Origin of the sequence: Proteus sp. GOKU (assembly GCF_015475555.1) — a bacterium.
GTDB lineage: Bacteria > Pseudomonadota > Gammaproteobacteria > Enterobacterales > Enterobacteriaceae > Proteus > Proteus mirabilis_B.
In genome coordinates, this window is record NZ_CP034105.1 from 946,735 (window position 1) to 964,097 (window position 17,363).

14 protein-coding genes are annotated in these 17,363 nt (G+C 36.8%); 7 read left to right on the forward strand and 7 right to left on the reverse strand.

Annotated elements, in window-relative coordinates; translation table 11 throughout:
- The first annotated feature begins 16 nt into the window (after positions 1–16).
- On the forward strand, positions 17–1,096 hold the full coding sequence (gene fbaA, locus EHE21_RS04345) for a class II fructose-bisphosphate aldolase (RefSeq protein ID WP_088493571.1): 1,080 nt from the start codon (positions 17–19) through the stop codon (positions 1,094–1,096).
- A 249-nt stretch (positions 1,097–1,345) separates the two neighbouring features.
- Here fbaA and dtpB read toward each other — a convergent pair whose 3' ends face one another.
- Together dtpB and hpaC are read right to left on the reverse strand one after the other, a co-directional pair.
- On the reverse strand, positions 1,346–2,833 hold the full coding sequence (gene dtpB, locus EHE21_RS04350) for a dipeptide/tripeptide permease DtpB (RefSeq protein WP_194951950.1): 1,488 nt from the start codon (positions 2,831–2,833) through the stop codon (positions 1,346–1,348).
- Positions 2,834–3,430: 597 nt separating this feature from the next.
- Positions 3,431–3,949 (reverse strand): 4-hydroxyphenylacetate 3-monooxygenase, reductase component, encoded by a 519-nt coding sequence (gene hpaC, locus EHE21_RS04355; RefSeq protein WP_088493569.1) that lies wholly within the window; start codon positions 3,947–3,949, stop codon positions 3,431–3,433.
- Between the two features lie 592 nt (positions 3,950–4,541).
- Between hpaC and hpaR the strand changes: the two genes are divergently transcribed.
- Entirely contained in the window at positions 4,542–4,979 is a 438-nt protein-coding gene (gene hpaR, locus EHE21_RS04360) for a homoprotocatechuate degradation operon regulator HpaR (RefSeq protein WP_075673407.1), read from the forward strand.
- A 65-nt stretch (positions 4,980–5,044) separates the two neighbouring features.
- Here the strand turns inward: hpaR and betT are convergent, their stop codons facing one another.
- Positions 5,045–7,048 (reverse strand): choline BCCT transporter BetT, encoded by a 2,004-nt coding sequence (betT, locus tag EHE21_RS04365; RefSeq protein WP_194951951.1) that lies wholly within the window; start codon positions 7,046–7,048, stop codon positions 5,045–5,047.
- 365 nt (positions 7,049–7,413) lie between these two features.
- On the reverse strand, positions 7,414–8,049 hold the full coding sequence (locus tag EHE21_RS04370; protein ID WP_088493567.1) for a hypothetical protein: 636 nt from the start codon (positions 8,047–8,049) through the stop codon (positions 7,414–7,416).
- 264 nt (positions 8,050–8,313) lie between these two features.
- Between EHE21_RS04370 and EHE21_RS04375 the strand changes: the two genes are divergently transcribed.
- On the forward strand, positions 8,314–8,976 hold the full coding sequence (locus EHE21_RS04375; RefSeq protein ID WP_194951952.1) for a DUF421 domain-containing protein: 663 nt from the start codon (positions 8,314–8,316) through the stop codon (positions 8,974–8,976).
- Positions 8,977–9,065: 89 nt separating this feature from the next.
- Here the strand turns inward: EHE21_RS04375 and rnz are convergent, their stop codons facing one another.
- Positions 9,066–9,983 (reverse strand): ribonuclease Z, encoded by a 918-nt coding sequence (rnz, locus tag EHE21_RS04380; RefSeq protein WP_194951953.1) that lies wholly within the window; start codon positions 9,981–9,983, stop codon positions 9,066–9,068.
- 9 nt (positions 9,984–9,992) lie between these two features.
- Positions 9,993–11,585: an RNA repair transcriptional activator RtcR gene (gene rtcR / locus EHE21_RS04385; protein ID WP_088493564.1), complete on the reverse strand. Its 1,593-nt coding sequence runs from the start codon at positions 11,583–11,585 to the stop codon at positions 9,993–9,995.
- Between the two features lie 561 nt (positions 11,586–12,146).
- Here rtcR and EHE21_RS04390 point away from each other — a divergent pair.
- Together EHE21_RS04390 and EHE21_RS04395 are read left to right on the forward strand one after the other, a co-directional pair.
- Positions 12,147–13,286: a slipin family protein gene (locus EHE21_RS04390; protein ID WP_194952582.1), complete on the forward strand. Its 1,140-nt coding sequence runs from the start codon at positions 12,147–12,149 to the stop codon at positions 13,284–13,286.
- On the forward strand, positions 13,283–14,506 hold the full coding sequence (locus EHE21_RS04395) for an RtcB family protein (protein ID WP_088493562.1): 1,224 nt from the start codon (positions 13,283–13,285) through the stop codon (positions 14,504–14,506). Before EHE21_RS04390 ends, EHE21_RS04395 begins: the two co-directional genes overlap by 4 nt.
- A 435-nt stretch (positions 14,507–14,941) precedes the next feature.
- Here the strand turns inward: EHE21_RS04395 and mrpI are convergent, their stop codons facing one another.
- Positions 14,942–15,502: a phase variation DNA invertase MrpI gene (mrpI, locus tag EHE21_RS04400; protein ID WP_194951954.1), complete on the reverse strand. Its 561-nt coding sequence runs from the start codon at positions 15,500–15,502 to the stop codon at positions 14,942–14,944.
- A gap of 679 nt (positions 15,503–16,181) precedes the next feature.
- Between mrpI and EHE21_RS04405 the strand changes: the two genes are divergently transcribed.
- Both EHE21_RS04405 and EHE21_RS04410 read left to right on the forward strand, forming a co-directional pair.
- Entirely contained in the window at positions 16,182–16,709 is a 528-nt protein-coding gene (locus EHE21_RS04405) for a fimbrial protein (RefSeq protein ID WP_023581066.1), read from the forward strand.
- 95 nt (positions 16,710–16,804) lie between these two features.
- Entirely contained in the window at positions 16,805–17,353 is a 549-nt protein-coding gene (locus tag EHE21_RS04410) for a fimbrial protein (RefSeq protein WP_153050571.1), read from the forward strand.
- Positions 17,354–17,363 lie beyond the last annotated feature (10 nt).

Consider the following 17,363-nt stretch of genomic DNA (forward strand, 5'->3'; position numbering starts at 1 on the left):
TATAGGATCTTATTACATGTCTAAAGTTTTTGATTTCGTGAAACCGGGTGTCATCACTGGTGATGATGTACAAAAAGTATTTGCAGTAGCAAAAGAAAACAAATTTGCTCTGCCTGCGGTTAACTGTGTAGGTACTGACTCAATCAATGCTGTGTTAGAAGCTGCTGCGAAAGTTCGTTCTCCTGTTATTGTACAGTTCTCTAACGGTGGTGCTGCATTTATCGCAGGTAAAGGTCTTAAATCTGATGTACCACAGCAAGCTGCTATTTTAGGCGCAATTTCTGGTGCTCATCATGTGCATCAAATGGCTGAATACTACGGTGTTCCTGTTATTCTGCATACTGACCACTGTGCTAAAAAATTATTACCATGGATTGATGGTCTGTTAGATGCGGGTGAAAAACACTACGCTAAAACAGGTAAACCACTGTTCTCTTCTCATATGATTGACTTATCTGAAGAATCATTAGAAGAAAACATCGAAATCTGTGCTAAATATTTAGCGCGTATGGCTAAAATCGATATGACTTTAGAAATCGAATTAGGCTGTACTGGTGGTGAAGAAGACGGTGTTGATAACACAGGTATGGACAGCTCTGCGCTTTATACTCAACCAGAAGATGTTGCTTACGCATATGAAAAACTGAGCGCAGTAAGCCCTCGTTTCACTATCGCGGCATCTTTCGGTAACGTTCACGGTGTTTATAAACCAGGTAACGTTCAGTTAACGCCAAAAATCTTACGTAACTCACAAGACTACGTATCACAGAAATTCAATCTGCCACACAATAGCTTAGATTTCGTTTTCCACGGCGGTTCTGGTTCTTCTGCTGAAGAAATCAAAGAAGCTGTTGGCTATGGTGTTATCAAAATGAATATCGATACCGATACTCAGTGGGCAACTTGGGATGGTATCTTACAGTTCTACAAAAAGAACGAAGGCTATCTGCAGGGCCAATTAGGTAACCCAGAAGGTGCTGATAAACCTAACAAGAAATACTACGATCCACGTAACTGGTTACGTCAAGCACAAGCATCAATGGTTGTTCGTTTAGAACAAGCATTTAAAGAATTGAATTCAGTTGACGTTCTGTAATTGAGTCATTCTTAATGATTAAACTAAACCCGCTTATTTGGCGGGTTTTTTTATGCCTGATAAAAAGCGATTAGGTAGTTTGGCTATGGCAATATTTATTATTAAAATGGGTGTGAGGGAATGTAGATGCGGCCCTATTAGGGATATCTAGCCAATACGAAATGAAACCTAACGTTGAGATAAAGCAGATATAAAAAAGCGCCTATTAATAAATAGACGCTTAAATTGAGCAATATATTATTTGGAAGATCAGCCCGTGACTTTAGCGTCTTTGCTTTCTTCTTTCATCATACGATTTAATAAAGGTACGGTTGCCCACATAACGATACCTACAATTAAGGTCACAATACCAATTTTACCAAATACGTCAGTGTAAATAGGTAATGTTTGTAGTGGATCAGTAATACCTTCTGGTGCTGCGGTGAAGGTTGCTACATAACCGCCTAACAGGTAAGCCGTTGCTTGTGTTAAGAACCACATACCTAAAATAAAGCCCATCATGTATTGTGGTACGAACGCTGCAACCATTGCTAAACCTAACGCACTGATCATCAGTTCACCTAAGCTCTGGAATAAATAAACCAGAACGATAAACCAAGGTGATGTTAAGCCTTGAGCATCGGCAAACCACATACCTGATGCTGCCGCTGTAAGGAAGCCTAACGAGCACAGAAGCATACCTGCGGTAAACTTCGCTGGCATTGAGAAGTCTTTACCTTTCGCGCCAAAATGGCTGTAAGTGATAGCAAGGATTGGGCTAGCAATAATGATCCAGAATGGGTTTAGTGCTTGGAAGCTTACAGGGTTAATATCAAAGCCTAAAAGCGTGTGATGAACGTTATGAATAGCAAAGAAGTTCAGTGAAGTTGGCATTTGTGCATACAGAATGTAGAAAATAACCGCTTCTAACATCAGAACAAATGCAACATACATTTTATTACGAGCAACTCTGTCTTTTTGTTTAAAGGCTTCACGGAAATAAATGAAGACAACAATGATAGACAGACTGACTAAAACGATATTTGCAATCATCACGTTGTGCAGTAACCATGCACAAACAAATACCATCGCAATTGAGCCAGCAATAACTAATAACAGTTTGCTAAAGCTCATTGGTAAATGGTCTGGTTCAGAACCAATATTGGCAACCATTTTGCGACAGAAGAAATAAACTAATAACGCCATGATCAAGCCAACACCACAGATATTATAAGTCAGTGCATATCCGTAACGTTCTGCAAGTACAGGGGCGATAGATAAAGAAATTAATGAGCCGATATTAATCGACATATAAAATAATGTAAATGCACCATCAAGACGTGGATCTTTAGGTGGATAACATTTTGCTAATAGGCTGGCAGGGTTAGCTTTAAATAAGCCATTACCTACTGCGATAGTTCCTAATGCGTAGAAAATTAAATTAGGATACATAATTGACATACCAGTCATGAAATAACCGATAGCCAAGACAATAGCACCTAAAACAATTGTTCGTTTTGTTCCTAATAAGTGGTCACCAACATAACCACCAATAGAAATAAGCCCATAAACCAGTGCAGAGAATGCACCAAAAGTAATGAAAGCCTGTTCTTGAGAGAAACCGAGTTTACTAACAAAATAAACGGCAAGAATACCTTGTACGCCGTAGTAACCAAAACGTTCCCATAATTCTACAAAGAAAATCATAAAGAATGGTTTAGGCTGTTGTAATAAACCGACTTGAGCGGGTTTATCCATATCTGTAATGCCCCTAATTATTATTTATTTTCAACAACGATGTTATTTACTCACATTCACGAGGAATGTTACACAACGGTAACATTATCTGTCGCATTTAGAGTGATGTTTGCAAATTTAAGAAGGTAATCAGCAAGTCGAGTAGACTAATATATTGATAGAATGACTTCTCAAAGGTTGATCACACTGTGGGTAAGATTAATACCAGATTGAAAAAAATATTCATTAGTTTATTTTCAAATAAAGTCATTTAATTGATCTTTGGTATAAAATATAACCAATTGGATTGTTGTTTGTTTATATTTTAATCTGAGTAAATTAAATAAAGAGAAAGAATAAAAGTAGAGGGGAAATGTTTTTGATTATGTGACTGATTGATTCTAGAAAGAAATTTTTCATTATAATTAAAAATTATTCTTTTATAACAAACAGATGTTAATAAATATTTAATAAATACCTAAAAGTTAGCTAATGTTATTTAGTTAAATAAGTATTCACTTAATATAAATAAATATTTAATTTTATATTGTGATGATAATCAATAAAAAACGCCCTTATTAAAAGTGCGTTTTTATCTTGAGGTAGAATAGGTGAAATTTAAACAGGGATGGGTACTTGTTCATTTTTAACAGAATGGAAACGACGTTTGAAATAAATAAGTCCATCACCATCTTCGCGTACAGAAATATTCTTAATTTCGGTCATATAAACAAAATGTGTACCTACTTGGCGCACATCATAAATATCACCTTCAAGGCAGGCAAGCGCATTTGTTAACACGGGTTGTTGTAATTGTCCGTTTTGCCATCCAGGTTGAGTAAAGCGATCTGCCATCGCGAGTCCTGTCATTCCGGCGAAATGACATGCCATTTCTTCTTGCTCATGATTCAATATATTGATGCTCAATTTTCCATTTTCTTGAAAAATAGAGTTCATCTGACTTTTACTGTTGATGCAAACCATCACGGTAGGTGGGTTATCAGTAACAGAACATACCGCTGTTGCTGTTAAGCCACAACATCCTGCATCGCCATTTGTTGCCACGATATTGACTGCGGCACCTAAGCTTGCCATTGCATCCCGAAAAAGTGGGTTAGCCTGTTTTTCCTCAGACATTATTTACTCCTACTGCCAGACTTCTCGTCTGTGGGCGTCTTCACTTAAAATAATTATTAGTTAGATAACTAATAAATTACCTAACTACTCCGCTAACAAAGTTGTAATGTTATTGCCGGTTTCTTTGTTGCGTTGTTTTAAAGCCGTAACGCTACCGCGCATGAACAAAGATAGCAATCTTTCTTTGTTACAACCTGTTAACTTTATCTCAAAAAACTGTGAGACAACCTTATCGCTAAGCGCCATTATTCCTAATCTAGAGGTAGGGTAATAGGCAAATCAGGCTACTTTTTTTTAGTTGGTTGAGAGATAACACAAATTGCCAATTGATGAAAATTGCGTATAGGTCAAGATGTTGCAGAAGGTGAAATTAACACGAAAAAGAAGCATGGGTGATAAATTGCACAAAGGGAATAAAATTGCAAAAATTGAGTCAACTTTATTTATTTGTTAATATGAATAATTGTAACAATTAGTCTATTCTTAGAATATAGTCATTTTATAAACCATAAACAGCGGTACTTTTTCACTGTCTATATTGAGTGATATTTTGTCATTTCACCTATAACACCATATAAAGAGCTTCTTGATTATGCATGAATCATTAACTATCGCGCTATTACAAGCACGGGAATCTGCGATGGGTTTTTTTCGACCTGTTCTTAAAGAGCATAATCTGACAGAACAGCAATGGCGGATCATTCGCGTACTTGCGGATAAACGCTCTATTGATTTCCACGAATTAGCACAAAAATCGTGTATTCTTCGACCAAGTCTAACGGGTATTCTTATTAGAATGGAAAGAGATGAGCTAATTTGTCGTTTAAAACCTGTGAGTGACCAACGTAAACTTTTCGTTTCATTGTCTGCCAATGGGCAAAGCTTATACGATAAAATTCAGCCTAAAATTGAAGAAGGCTATCAATTACTTGAGCAAAAGTTTTCCACTGAAAAACTACAACGACTAGCTGGATTATTAAAAGAGCTGATTGCACTTAATCCAGATGATGTTGAACAATCAGAAAAATAAGTTATTTAATAAGAAAAAAGGAGATGCTATGGCATCTCCTTTTTGTTGTTCTCACTCAGGTAAAATTATTGCTTACCTAATACATGTAAGAAGTGAATGTGTTTTTCGTACTGATCAAGAATATCGTGAATGATTTGTTCTTTCGTCCAACCCATTACATCGTAGTCTTGTCCACCTTCTTTTAAATGAATCTCAGCGCGATAATACTTATGTTCTTCGTCTCTTTCTTCATCACTTAATCCAGCTAAAGCAAAGGCAGGTTGAGTATAAAAACGCAGACGAACTTCATAGAAGAAATTCATGTCATCGCCTAAATCGACTTCAATACCAATTCGATCCTCTTCTTCGTTATGGATAATACATTGTGTTGCTTGTTTACTTAGCTCGGCAGACACCATTTCCATTGAAGGCTGAATAACTTCATCCATAAAACGTTTTACATGAGAACGTTTAGGGAAATAGGCAATGTTTCTTAAACGGCGTTGCCAAGGGATCGGATTACGGCTTGCTGGTGGCGCAATTGTCGTTAATTGTTGGCTATCACGTTTATATACATCCACTCGCAATGCTTTTATTAGTCCATAAATAGAAGCAAGCAATACCATTGAGAAGGGAAGTGCGCTCGCAATGGTGACTGTTTGTAGCGCAGTTAAACCACCTGCTAACAATAAAGTAATTGCAGAAACGCCCATTAAGCCCGCCCAGAAAATACGTTGCCACACAGGTGTTTCGCTATCACCACCTGAAGCTAAAGTATCAACAACCATTGCACCCGAGTCGGCTGAAGTCACAAAGAAGACAACAACCATCAACATCGCAAAGAAGGATAAGACGGACGAAAATGGAAAATAATTTAAGAACTCAAATAAAGCCAATGAGACATCTTGCTGTACGATATTTGCGAGAGCTTCTGCACCTTTATCTTTGATTAAATGAATTGCTGTATTACCAAAAACGGTCATCCAAAGTAAGGTAAAGCCAGCAGGAACAAACAGAACACCCACAACAAATTCACGAATAGTACGTCCACGAGAAATACGGGCAATAAACATCCCTACAAATGGAGACCATGAAAGCCACCAACCCCAATAAAGTAGAGTCCATCCCCCTAACCAATCACTCGATTTTGGCTCGTATGCGTAAAGATTAAAAGTTTTACTGACAATTTCGGATAGATATCCTCCCGTATTTTCAACAAATGATTTTAATATCAATACGGTTGGACCAAGAATAATGACTAATAAAAGAAGAATTACCGCTAATCCTAAGTTAAGTTCAGATAAAAAGCGGATACCTTTTTCTAATCCAGAAACAACTGAAATAGTTGCAAGTCCTGTTATCACAACAATCAATATGACTTGCACGGTTGGATTAATGGGGACATTAAAAAGATGGTTTAAACCCGCATTAACTTGCAGAACACCAAATCCAAGAGAAGTTGCGACACCAAATACGGTTCCCATAACGGCAAAAATATCAACAGCATGACCAATAGGGCCATGTATGCGATCACCAATGATTGGATAAAGTGCTGAGCGCAGTGTTAACGGCAAGCCATGACGATAAGAGAAAAACGCTAAGATCAAAGCGACAATGGCGTAAATTGCCCATGCATGTAATCCCCAGTGGAAAAAGGTTAATCGCATCGCTTCTTTTGCGGCTTCTATGGTTTGAGCTTCACCTGTCGGGGGCATAAGGTAATGCATAACGGGTTCAGCAACACCAAAGAACATTAAGCCAATTCCCATTCCTGCTGAAAAGAGCATGGCAAACCAAGCAAAATAACTAAAGTGGGGGCGGGCATGATCTGGCCCTAACTTGATTTGACCAAAACGAGAAAGGCCTAAATAAGTCACACTCAGCAAAACCAATGCAACGGCTAGAATGTAGAACCAGCTCGCATTCGTGAAGAGGTTTTCCTGAAGATGACCTAATTTATCATTAGCCAACTCTGGAAATAATGCAGAGAAACCAACGACCAGTAAAATTAACAGTGCAGATGTATAAAAAACGGGAGGATTAATTTTCATCCTAACTTTTTGAGGGGTTATATCGTTTTGTTGACTCATAGTTAACCTATTTTTTGTTATTTTCCTAGAAAGAGACTTTTCGCTACCCACTTTCTGATTGCTTATGTCATCAGAAAAGAAAAGTTCATAAGAAAATTTGAATAAAACACCAAATTGGAAAGATGTTTTATAAAAGAACGGAAGTAAATTATCTTTTCCGCAAAATGAAGAAAAACACAGTTAAATCAATTTATTACTAACTTTTTATGCTAGATGCTTTCGCTCTTTAATAGGTTTCTCCTGTTGAAAAAAGGAGAACATGGTTACATTTTTTGCTTAATCGATCAACCCCTGTCTTTTTTTTGTACAAAAAAAGCCAGTAAAAACTTACTGGCTCTAGATCCATCAAAAAAACTGAAATCAGATTATTTATTTTCAGTTTTTAAATCATCAATTTTTTGTTTGGCTTGATCCGTTAATTGATCCGCTTTATCAAGCGCTTTATTTTCAGTCTCTTGAGCTTGTTGTTTCACATCATCGCTGGTTTTTGATGCATCACCTTTTAGCTGATCAACCTTGTTGTCTGCTTCTTGCATCAGGTTATCTGCTGTTTTGCTCGCATCTTGCTTTAGCTCAGCGGCTTTTTCAGATAATTTATTGCTTTCAGCTTCTAGGCTTTGCTTAATTTCTTCAGCTTTTGCAGCACTTGCATCTTTTAGTTCATCAGTTTTTTGTGAAATGCTCTCTTTCAGGGCATCTGTTTTTTCATCAGCTTGCGCTTTTAGCTCAGCCGCTTTTTGTTCAGCTTTATCTTTTAGCTCTTGAGCTTGTTGTGTTAATTCATCTGCTTTTGCGGATGCATCTTCTTTCAAGTCGGCAGCTTTATCTTTAGCTTGTTCAGTTAACTCTTTGGCTTTATCTTGCGCCGTTTCAGTTACTTGAGTTGCTGTTTCTTTTGCCTTATCAATACCTTCATCAACTTTTTTAGATGAATCATCACAACCTGCTGTAATAGTAACAAGACCCGCTAGAACCAATGAAGTAAGTAGTTTTTTATTCATTTTTTTCTCCAAAATGTGTGTTCAAAAACAATTCAGTGATATCCCGCGTAAGAACTAGAAAAGGCGAGAAGCTATCGAGTTGATAGTAAGATATTACGAATAAATGATCGTAATAAGTATAGTGTGAGTCTTAAAATCAACAAACCTAAGTATATTAAGTGTTTTTTCTTAGTCAAATATCATCAAAAATAATTTAGATTTTTATCTGGGTGAGATTTTCTGCTTTATAATAAGTGCAGAAATTATTGGAAATGTGAGACGCAAATGGAATATTACTTTCTGGTTATTATCAAATTTATTATTGGTTTTACTATCATATTAGTCCATATGAATTTATCGGGTAAAACTCAACTCTCTCAATTAACACCTATTGATTTTATTGGTAATTTTGTGCTCGGAGGCATTATGGGGGGGGTGATTTACACCGATGCGATCCCTCTTTATCAATATATTATCGTCTTCTTAATTGGTGTCTGTTTTATCTCGTTGCTTAATTATATCAGTAAGCGATTCAATTTTTTCCGAGCTGTGACTATTGGTAATCCTATTCCCATTATAAAGAAGGGCGAATTTATAATGGAAAACATCATGGAGAAAAAGAACAAAATAGACATTTTAAATATAACGTCTCGTCTTCATGCACAAGGTATTCATTCGTTTCAAGAGGTTAATTACGCGCAAATTGAACCTGATGGACAAATCACTGTGGTATGTGACGGTGCAAAAATGCCTTCGATTATTGTTATGAAAGACGGTGTTATTCGAACATCAGAATTAGCGCAAATAGAAAAAGATGAAACATGGCTTCAAGATGAGATGAAAAATCAACATATTGAGAAACCAGAAGATATTTTCTTAGCTGAATTCTGGGATGGAAAAGTTAATTTTATTTTGCAAGATGGAAAGATAAAACGCACGACGTTATAGATAACTCACTAAAATATACGTCAACGAGTGGAGTATGACTTATAACAATGGCGATATAATATCGCCATTGTTATTTAGTGAAAACGCAATTACAACTTAAATACCTCAAAATCAGAAGCCATTTCAGTATGGCTAAAGATCTGTTGGCTTTCCTTGAGTAATTCAACACAGTCTTCGGGTGAGTAGCGACTACTAATATGCGTGATAATCAGTTTTTTGACATTAGCCTCTTTGGCTAACTGTGCCGCTTGCACAGTAGTTGAGTGTCCACGGCTATTCGCTTGCTCTGCCATTTCATGTTTAAACGTCGCTTCATGAACAATAACATCTGCATTATTAGCCAGTTTTAATGCATTTGGTGTGGGTTGTGTATCACCGAAAATTGCAATACAACGACCTTTTGTTTCAGGGCCAATATACTCTTTGCCGTCAACGACTCTTCCATCTGGCAATGTAATGGTTTTACCTTGTTTTAACTCTTGTAACCAAGCACCCGCAGGAATATTGTTGGCTTTCAGTTTTTCTGCATCTAATTTACCTGGGCTGTTTTCTTCTTCTAAGCGATAACCAAAACAAGGTACAGGATGAGAAAGTGCTTCACAGCTCACTTTCATACCTTCTTCTTCAAACAGAAAACCCGCTTCATCAATTTCAACAATATTAATAGGGTAAGTTAAATAAGATTGGCTTAGGGTCAGTGCTGTCTCTATAAAAGCTTTGATACCCGTAGGGCCATACACCGTTAACAGCGTTTCGGTTCCTCCCATTGAGCGACTACAAAGTAATCCCGGTAAACCAAAAATATGATCGCCATGTAAGTGGGTAATAAAAATTTTATTTAAACGCGGTAATTTTACGCGGGTATGCAATATTTGGTGTTGTGTCGCTTCGCCACAATCAAACATCCACATACTTTTTTGTTTATTTTGTAAATCAAGCACCATACTGGTGACATTCCTCTCTTTAGAAGGAACGCCTGCGTTAGTGCCTAAAAAAGTGAGCTCCATAATGAAATATTATTCTCCATGTCGAATTTGTTCCCAACTTAAATCGAATTTCGCAAGATACTTACGTAGGCGATCGGCATCGTTGGGTTGTTTTTTATTTTGTCTTGATACTGCGAAAAGTTTTCTACCGGCTTCTGAGAGTGTTGATGATTGCTGGCACGTTTTGATAACGGTATTGAGTTGGCTAAGATCGAAAAGATCAATATCAGTACTATTAAATAAAGAAGAGGAAGCAACTCCCCAATTTTGTTTTAAACGATTAATTTCTTCATCAACAAGAGGAAGGGTAATACGACCATTTTCGGCAAGTGTTGCCATTCGCGTTATACTAGCACTAAGTTCACGGAAATTACCACGCCATAATGCCTGTTCAGATGTTGCAAATCGAATATAGTGTAATTTTGCATCAGAGTTAAAGCGGATTGCTTTTTGATAAAGCTTGGCAAAGTGATGCAATTCATAATCGATGTTAGGCTCAATATCTTCTTTACGATCGGCTAAACCGGGCAGAGAAAAAGACCATAAGTTGATCCTCGCATAGAGATCTTCACGAAAAAGCCCTTTCGCAATTTGCTTATCCATATCACGATGTGTACCTGCGATTAACTGAAAATCACTTTGCACTTCAGTATCAGAGCCATAAGGATAAAACGATTTTTCTTCTATAGCTTTCAGTAACATCGCTTGTTCATCAAGTCCTAATTCCGCAATTTCATCAAGAAATAAAATTCCTTTATCGGCTTCCCTTAATAAGCCTTGTCTGGCTTGCAACGCACCTGTAAATGCCCCTTTTACATGGCCAAATAAAGTGGACATTGCATTGTCACCGCGCAAAGTGGCGCAGTTAACAGCGATAAAACGGCCTTTTACAAAATGGCGAGATTGTCGTAATTCATAAATACGCTGAGCAAGGAATGATTTCCCGGCTCCAGTGGGACCGGTTAATAAAATTGGTGCAACAGAGCGTAATGCTACTCGTTCAATCTGAGCGATTAAAGCATTAAAACGTTCATTGCGTGTGGCTATCCCTGATTTTAAGAAAGAGAGTGATTCATTATGGTAGTGCTCAAATCGGCTCGTTAGTTTTGTGTAACGGCTTAAATCGAGATCAATAACAGCATAACTTCCCGTGGCTGATTGTATTGTTTTGATACCATCTTCATTTTCGATTTTAGAAGAAGGGGAGGTTTGTAATAGTTTTGCAGGTAAGTAGTGCGCTTCAGTCAGTAGAAACCAGCAAATCTGAGCGATGTGAGTACCCGTTGTGATATGGACATAATATTCTTCATTCTCAGTATCAAATGGATAATTCACTGCGAAATCAAGAAAGTGACTGTAAACCTCTTCCAGATCCCAAGGATCACAAATATCAATTTCGTAAGGTAATACTTCTGTATCAGGAGAGACGGTATGAATATCTTCAGTGATTTTTGACGCTAGCATTGAATCATTGGGTTGATGGATCATGACCAATCGACTAACGGGGAAATCTTTTTGATGGCAAATAGAAATTGTTGGACGCCATGAATTCCATCTTTTATGGCTTTTACCTCGTTTATCTAATGTCGTACCTAAAACACCAATCACCACTTTGCGTTTCATTAAGTTATCCCTACTTATCTTTTTATCTATATTTATAAATGTATAGATAAAAAGATAAGATTTTATCGATTTTAATTCAATAGCTAAATATTTGAAAATTACATTGAGGGTATTTTTATCAATTAAAACAATTGGTTAAAAATATTTTTGGTGGATTTTAAAAACTTGGCACGATCCTCGCAATATTATTAATGTCTTGAGCAGATTTTAAATCTGGTAGGCACATAAAGAACACTCTGTGGTGTTATCTAAATGTGTTCCTCCACATCGGGACTCTGTAGGTGAAGAGGGTTATTTTCAGGTTCGATTCCTGACACCAAAACCATTACAAATCCAAATGTAAAATTAAATATAAAAAAATCGTTGTGACAGCAGTATCGTCACCTTGCTTATCCACCAGCAACTACGCTGGATTGAAGGCAGAAGAAGAGACAAACAAAGTATCGTTCCTCTCTTGTTTTCCCTTCGATTTCGCCAAGTTTGTTCGTGGAAAGTAAGTCACGATAAAAATGGTAATAAAAGAAAGCCAATAATAAAGAAGAGAAAAAGGAAGCAATGATGATAAGAACAACAATAAAAGTGAAACAGGGACAACTGGGTTTATTAAAGAAGGACGATGAATATATTGATGTCCTTACTATGGGGGAACATAAATTTTTCGATCTTCGCCGTCAATTAAGTGTTGAGCTGGTGGAATTGAACGGTCCTGCAATTGAAAGAGAGAAAGCCGAATTTTTACGCCAATATCATCCAGAATGGGTGAGTGAATATTGTTTTGATATTGTGCTATCTGATGAAGAGATTGGCTTACTTTATGAAAATGGCTCACTCAAAGAGATCTTAGCGCCGAGCACTCGCCGTCTCTATTGGAATTATGCACAGCGCTCAATGGAAGTGTTGTCAGCAAATGAATTGGAAGTTTCGCCAGCTTTGGTTAAAAAATTACAGCATCCAAAATTACGTAACCAGACGATAAAAGGCAGTGAAGGTGTATTAAGTGTGGATATTCCGACATGGCATGCGGGCATTATCCGTGTTAATGGTGAAACTCAATCACTATTACCCCCGGGATTGAAAGGCTATTGGCGTTATCAGCACAAAGTTGATGTTGAAGTTGTAGATATGCGCTTGCAAACACTCGATGTAAGCGGACAAGAGATCTTAACGAAAGATAAAGTGACCTTACGCATTAATTTGTCAGCGAGTTGGCGTTATCGCGACGTGCTTTCAGCGTATCAACTACTGAGTTCACCTCTTGAGTTCTTATATAAAGAGTTGCAATTTGCGTTACGTGAGGCCGTAGGAACAAGAACGTTGGATGAATTATTAGAAAATAAAACACTGATTGATAGTTTAGTAAGTGAAAAAATCAGTGAAGTGACTAAAGGATATGGTATTGAAGTGGCTTCATTAGGGGTAAAAGATATTGTTTTACCAGGCGAAATGAAAACGATTTTAGCGCAAGTGGTTGAGGCTGAAAAATCAGCTCAGGCTAATGTTATACGTCGAAGAGAAGAGACATCCGCGACACGTTCTTTATTAAATACGGCAAAAGTGATGGAAAACAATCCAGTAGCTCTACGATTAAAAGAGCTAGAAACCGTAGAACGTATTGCAGAACGTATTGATAAGATTTCCGTTTATGGCGGTTTAGACCAAGTATTAAACGGGCTAGTACAAATTAAAGGAGCACAGGCATGATATTGGATCATCAAATAGTAAAAGAAGCAGGGACTGCGGAAATCAAAATGTGGACAAATGGTGTACCTGTTGAAGCAGATGCTCTAAAGCAACTTATCAATACCGCCAAGATGCCTTTTATTTTTAAACATATGGCAGTAATGCCCGATGTTCACTTAGGGAAAGGTTCAACAATAGGAAGTGTTATCCCAACAAAAGGTGCGATTATTCCGGCTGCTGTTGGTGTGGATATTGGATGTGGAATGATTGCGGTGAAAACATCATTACACGCCAATGATCTGCCAGATAATTTATTTGCCATAAGAACGGCAATAGAAAGAGCAGTACCTCATGGACGAACAAGTTATCAGTCAGGGAACGATCGTGGTTCATGGAAGAACCCACCTAAACTTGTTGATCAACATTGGCAACAACTTGAAGGGCGTTTTAAGGTTTTAACTGATAAGTATCCACGTTTACGAAATACGAATAACTATCGTCACCTAGGTACATTAGGAACAGGAAACCACTTTATCGAGTTGTGTCTTGATGAATCAGATAATGTTTGGGTAATGCTACATAGTGGATCTCGTGGTGTTGGTAATGCTATCGGTACGTTATTTATACAAATGGCACAAGAAGACATGAGAGAACATATCGCTAACTTGCCAGATAAAAACTTAGCGTACTTAAAAGAAGGAACGCTTTTCTATGATGACTATATAGAAGCCGTAGAATGGGCACAGGATTTTGCACGTCATAACCGTGAAATCATGATGGAACGCGTGTTGGCGGCATTATCAACACAAATAACTAAACCTTTTACGACTCAGCAACAGGCAGTGAACTGTCACCATAACTATGTGCAAAAGGAAATGCATTTTGGTGAAGAAGTTCTGGTGACTCGAAAAGGTGCCGTTTCTGCTCAAAAAGGTGAAATGGGGATCATTCCGGGTTCAATGGGAGCGAAGAGTTTTATTGTTAGAGGTAAGGGAAATGCAGAAAGTTTCTGTTCATGTAGCCATGGCGCAGGACGCGTAATGAGCCGAACAGCAGCAAAAAAAGCCTTTAGTGTTGAAGACCAAATTCGAGCAACAGCACATGTGGAATGTCGAAAAGACGAAGATGTGATTGATGAAATTCCGATGGCTTATAAGGATATTGATGCTGTTATGAAGGCTCAGTTATCACTTGTTGAGGTTGTTCATACACTACGGCAGGTTGTTTGTGTAAAAGGATAATGGTGTTTTTTTTAAGATAATTCATAACTATCCCCAAACGGTAACGTTGGGGATAGTGAGATATGAAAGCGTGTGCTGATATGCAAATGAATACAAGTTAAAGAATTAAAGTTATCTTTAAATTAAGCCCTTATTTACTGTTCAAAATTCAAACAATTAATGTTTAGTATTATTAATAAATAATCTCTGATATTAAATTTATTATTGACCAATAAAGATAATCATAAAATGAATACTTATATTGAGTCATTCTTTAATTAAAAAGGAATTATTAATAACTTATTAATATCTACAACCGCAGTTATTTATTTAGTATAAAACAAATCCTAAATTTCTTAATTATATTAAAAATTAACTTTATTCTTATTGTAAAAGTATAGCCTACTATATTTAGTGTATTAATCTTCATAGTGTATATTAATAAAAAAGTAATTGTTAATTTCTTGCGTCCCAAATGTGAACGAAGCGTTTTGAATTGCTTGCAGTATAGATAACAGTATGTGAAATATTACGATGTCCTAAATAATCTTGAATTAGACGTGTATCTCGCCCCAAATCAGCTAAAGCATAGCCACATGCATGGCGTAGCATATGAGGGTGAGGAGTAATGGATACATTAGCTTTCTTACCTAAACGGCGAAGTAATCCATAGACTTGTTGACGCGAAATTGGACCCGTTTTTTGAGATAAAAACACCCATTCAGAATCCGCTTCTCTCCATGTTTCTCGTTTTTTCAACCAGTTAGCTAACGCTTCATACTCCTCTTCGATAATTGGCTGCGTTGTAGATAACCCCCCCTTCAAACGTCTGACATAGAGTATCCGACTTTCCAAATCAATATCGCTGAGGGTTAATCTACATAGCTCACTAACGCGAAATCCATGTAAAAAACACATTAAAAACATACAGTAATCTCTTTCTGGATACCGTCCTTCCTTGGCTTGCTTCAAAATAGAATTGATCTCAAAACGTGTAAGAAACTTACGTTGCTTCATTTTTTATAACCTTTTCAATGAGATAACAAGGAACAAAAGTCAATTGTTGCATCACTATAACAAGTAATATGCATCAATAAAGAGTTGTATTTTTTTTATGCTTTCACTTTTACTTGTTCATTTTAAACAAGTTTATTGAAAGCTTATTTATTTTTAGAAAATGAAAGTTATTGATTGGAAAAGTGAAAAACGAGCAGAGATAGGAATTCAGGCATCTTTAGAGAAATAAACAGAATACACCAAATTGTTTACTATTATTCTCTGGCTTCTCACTTAAGTCAAATTTAATGTTAACCACATATCTTAACTTAATTAACATATTGATATTTATCATTATTTTAAAAAACGAATATGATTGGTTACTTTGTTTAAAATCCAGAAATAAATTTTTTTACTTTTTTCACAAATTATAGTATTTGCACTTAGAATTATAAACTCTTTTTCCGATATTTAAAGATTGATTATCTAAATACGTTTAATTTCGAGATGAAAATTTTTAACAAAACAATTTGGTGTATTTTGTTTTGTTTCTAACGATATTTAATTTCGTTTAGGACGGGGCACAGATATACCAAAATTCAAAAACTCAATAAGTGAGTCATTCAATTAGGAATTATTTATTCCTAGTGAATTTATTATTTTTAATGTCTTCGTCCTTTATATTTTAGGAAACAAAAAGATGAAATTAAATAAATTAGCGTTAGTTCTTGGCTTAGGTTTATCTGTTGCTGCAGGTTCTGCATTCGCTGCTGATCAAGGTCACGGTACAGTTAAATTTGTTGGTTCAATTATTGATGCACCTTGTTCTATTCATCCTGATTCAGAAAATCAAACTGTTCCATTAGGTCAAATTTCTACTGCTTCATTAAAAGATGGCGGTCGTAGTAATTCTCGTGATTTTAAAATTACTTTAGAGAATTGCACAACAGAAACTTATAAAACTGTTCAAACAACCTTCACTGGTTCAGAAGATGCAGACATCTTAGCAGGTTCTTTAGGTATTGAAGGTATTGCTAAAAATGCTGCTGTTGTTATCACCGATGCTGGTGGCAAACAAATCAAATTAGGCACACCAAGTGCTGCTCAAACATTACGTGATGGTAATAACGATCTGAACTTTGCTGCTTACTTACAAGGTTCTTCTGCAGAAGCTGCTGTTCCTGGTGACTTCACTGCAATCGCAACTTTCGCACTGACTTATCAGTAAGAAAAAATGAGTTCTGTACAGGGATGTACAGGGCTTTTTTTCCTGTGTCTATTTTTAACGATTTTTTTCTTACGGAGAAAAATATGAATCGCAAGATGACACCACTATGGCTATGCCTTATTGCCAGCTTACTGACAACAACAGCAGTAGCGAGTGATGTAAAACAAGATAAAAACATGCATCAGCGATTTGGGGTACTTAATCTTTCAGGCTCGATCTTAGAACCATCTTGCACGATTGCAGCAGGAAGTGGTGAACAAGTTATTCCACTGACAATGGTTTCAATTCCGATGCTGGTGACTGAAGGGCAAGGACCTATTGAGTATTTTTCTATCAGATTAACGGAATGTACGCTAATTGAACAAAAAGGTCAGGAAGCGGACAACCCTCGTTTTATTGCAACGTTTGAAGGTCCCTCTAACGGGAATGGTAATTTTGCACTTTCTGGTGAAGCAAGAGGTGCGTCATTAGCGATAGCTGATCGTTATGGCAGACGAGCAATTCCGGGTAAGCCATTACCCCCTGTTGGTATTGACTCTAAATCAATGGCGTTACTTTACCAAGCGCGAATAGTCAAAAACAACGAAATACCAAAAGCTGGAAATTACCGAACAACGCTGCGATTTAAGCTGGAATACTATTAAATGGATCGGG

What these genes read in the sequence shown, in the direction of transcription:
- EHE21_RS04395 (WP_088493562.1), top strand. Translation starts at nt 13,283, where the DNA reads ATGATATTGGATCATCAAATAGTAAAAGAAGCAGGGACTGCGGAAATC.
- EHE21_RS04410 (WP_153050571.1), top strand. Translation starts at nt 16,805, where the DNA reads ATGACACCACTATGGCTATGCCTTATTGCCAGCTTACTGACAACAACA.
- mrpI (WP_194951954.1), bottom strand. Translation starts at nt 15,502, where the DNA reads ATGAAGCAACGTAAGTTTCTTACACGTTTTGAGATCAATTCTATTTTG.
- rtcR (WP_088493564.1), bottom strand. Translation starts at nt 11,585, where the DNA reads ATGAAACGCAAAGTGGTGATTGGTGTTTTAGGTACGACATTAGATAAA.
- rnz (WP_194951953.1), bottom strand. Translation starts at nt 9,983, where the DNA reads ATGGAGCTCACTTTTTTAGGCACTAACGCAGGCGTTCCTTCTAAAGAG.
- EHE21_RS04405 (WP_023581066.1), top strand. Translation starts at nt 16,182, where the DNA reads ATGAAATTAAATAAATTAGCGTTAGTTCTTGGCTTAGGTTTATCTGTT.
- hpaC (WP_088493569.1), bottom strand. Translation starts at nt 3,949, where the DNA reads ATGTCTGAGGAAAAACAGGCTAACCCACTTTTTCGGGATGCAATGGCA.
- EHE21_RS04375 (WP_194951952.1), top strand. Translation starts at nt 8,314, where the DNA reads ATGGAATATTACTTTCTGGTTATTATCAAATTTATTATTGGTTTTACT.
- hpaR (WP_075673407.1), top strand. Translation starts at nt 4,542, where the DNA reads ATGCATGAATCATTAACTATCGCGCTATTACAAGCACGGGAATCTGCG.
- fbaA (WP_088493571.1), top strand. Translation starts at nt 17, where the DNA reads ATGTCTAAAGTTTTTGATTTCGTGAAACCGGGTGTCATCACTGGTGAT.
- betT (WP_194951951.1), bottom strand. Translation starts at nt 7,048, where the DNA reads ATGAGTCAACAAAACGATATAACCCCTCAAAAAGTTAGGATGAAAATT.
- EHE21_RS04370 (WP_088493567.1), bottom strand. Translation starts at nt 8,049, where the DNA reads ATGAATAAAAAACTACTTACTTCATTGGTTCTAGCGGGTCTTGTTACT.
- dtpB (WP_194951950.1), bottom strand. Translation starts at nt 2,833, where the DNA reads ATGGATAAACCCGCTCAAGTCGGTTTATTACAACAGCCTAAACCATTC.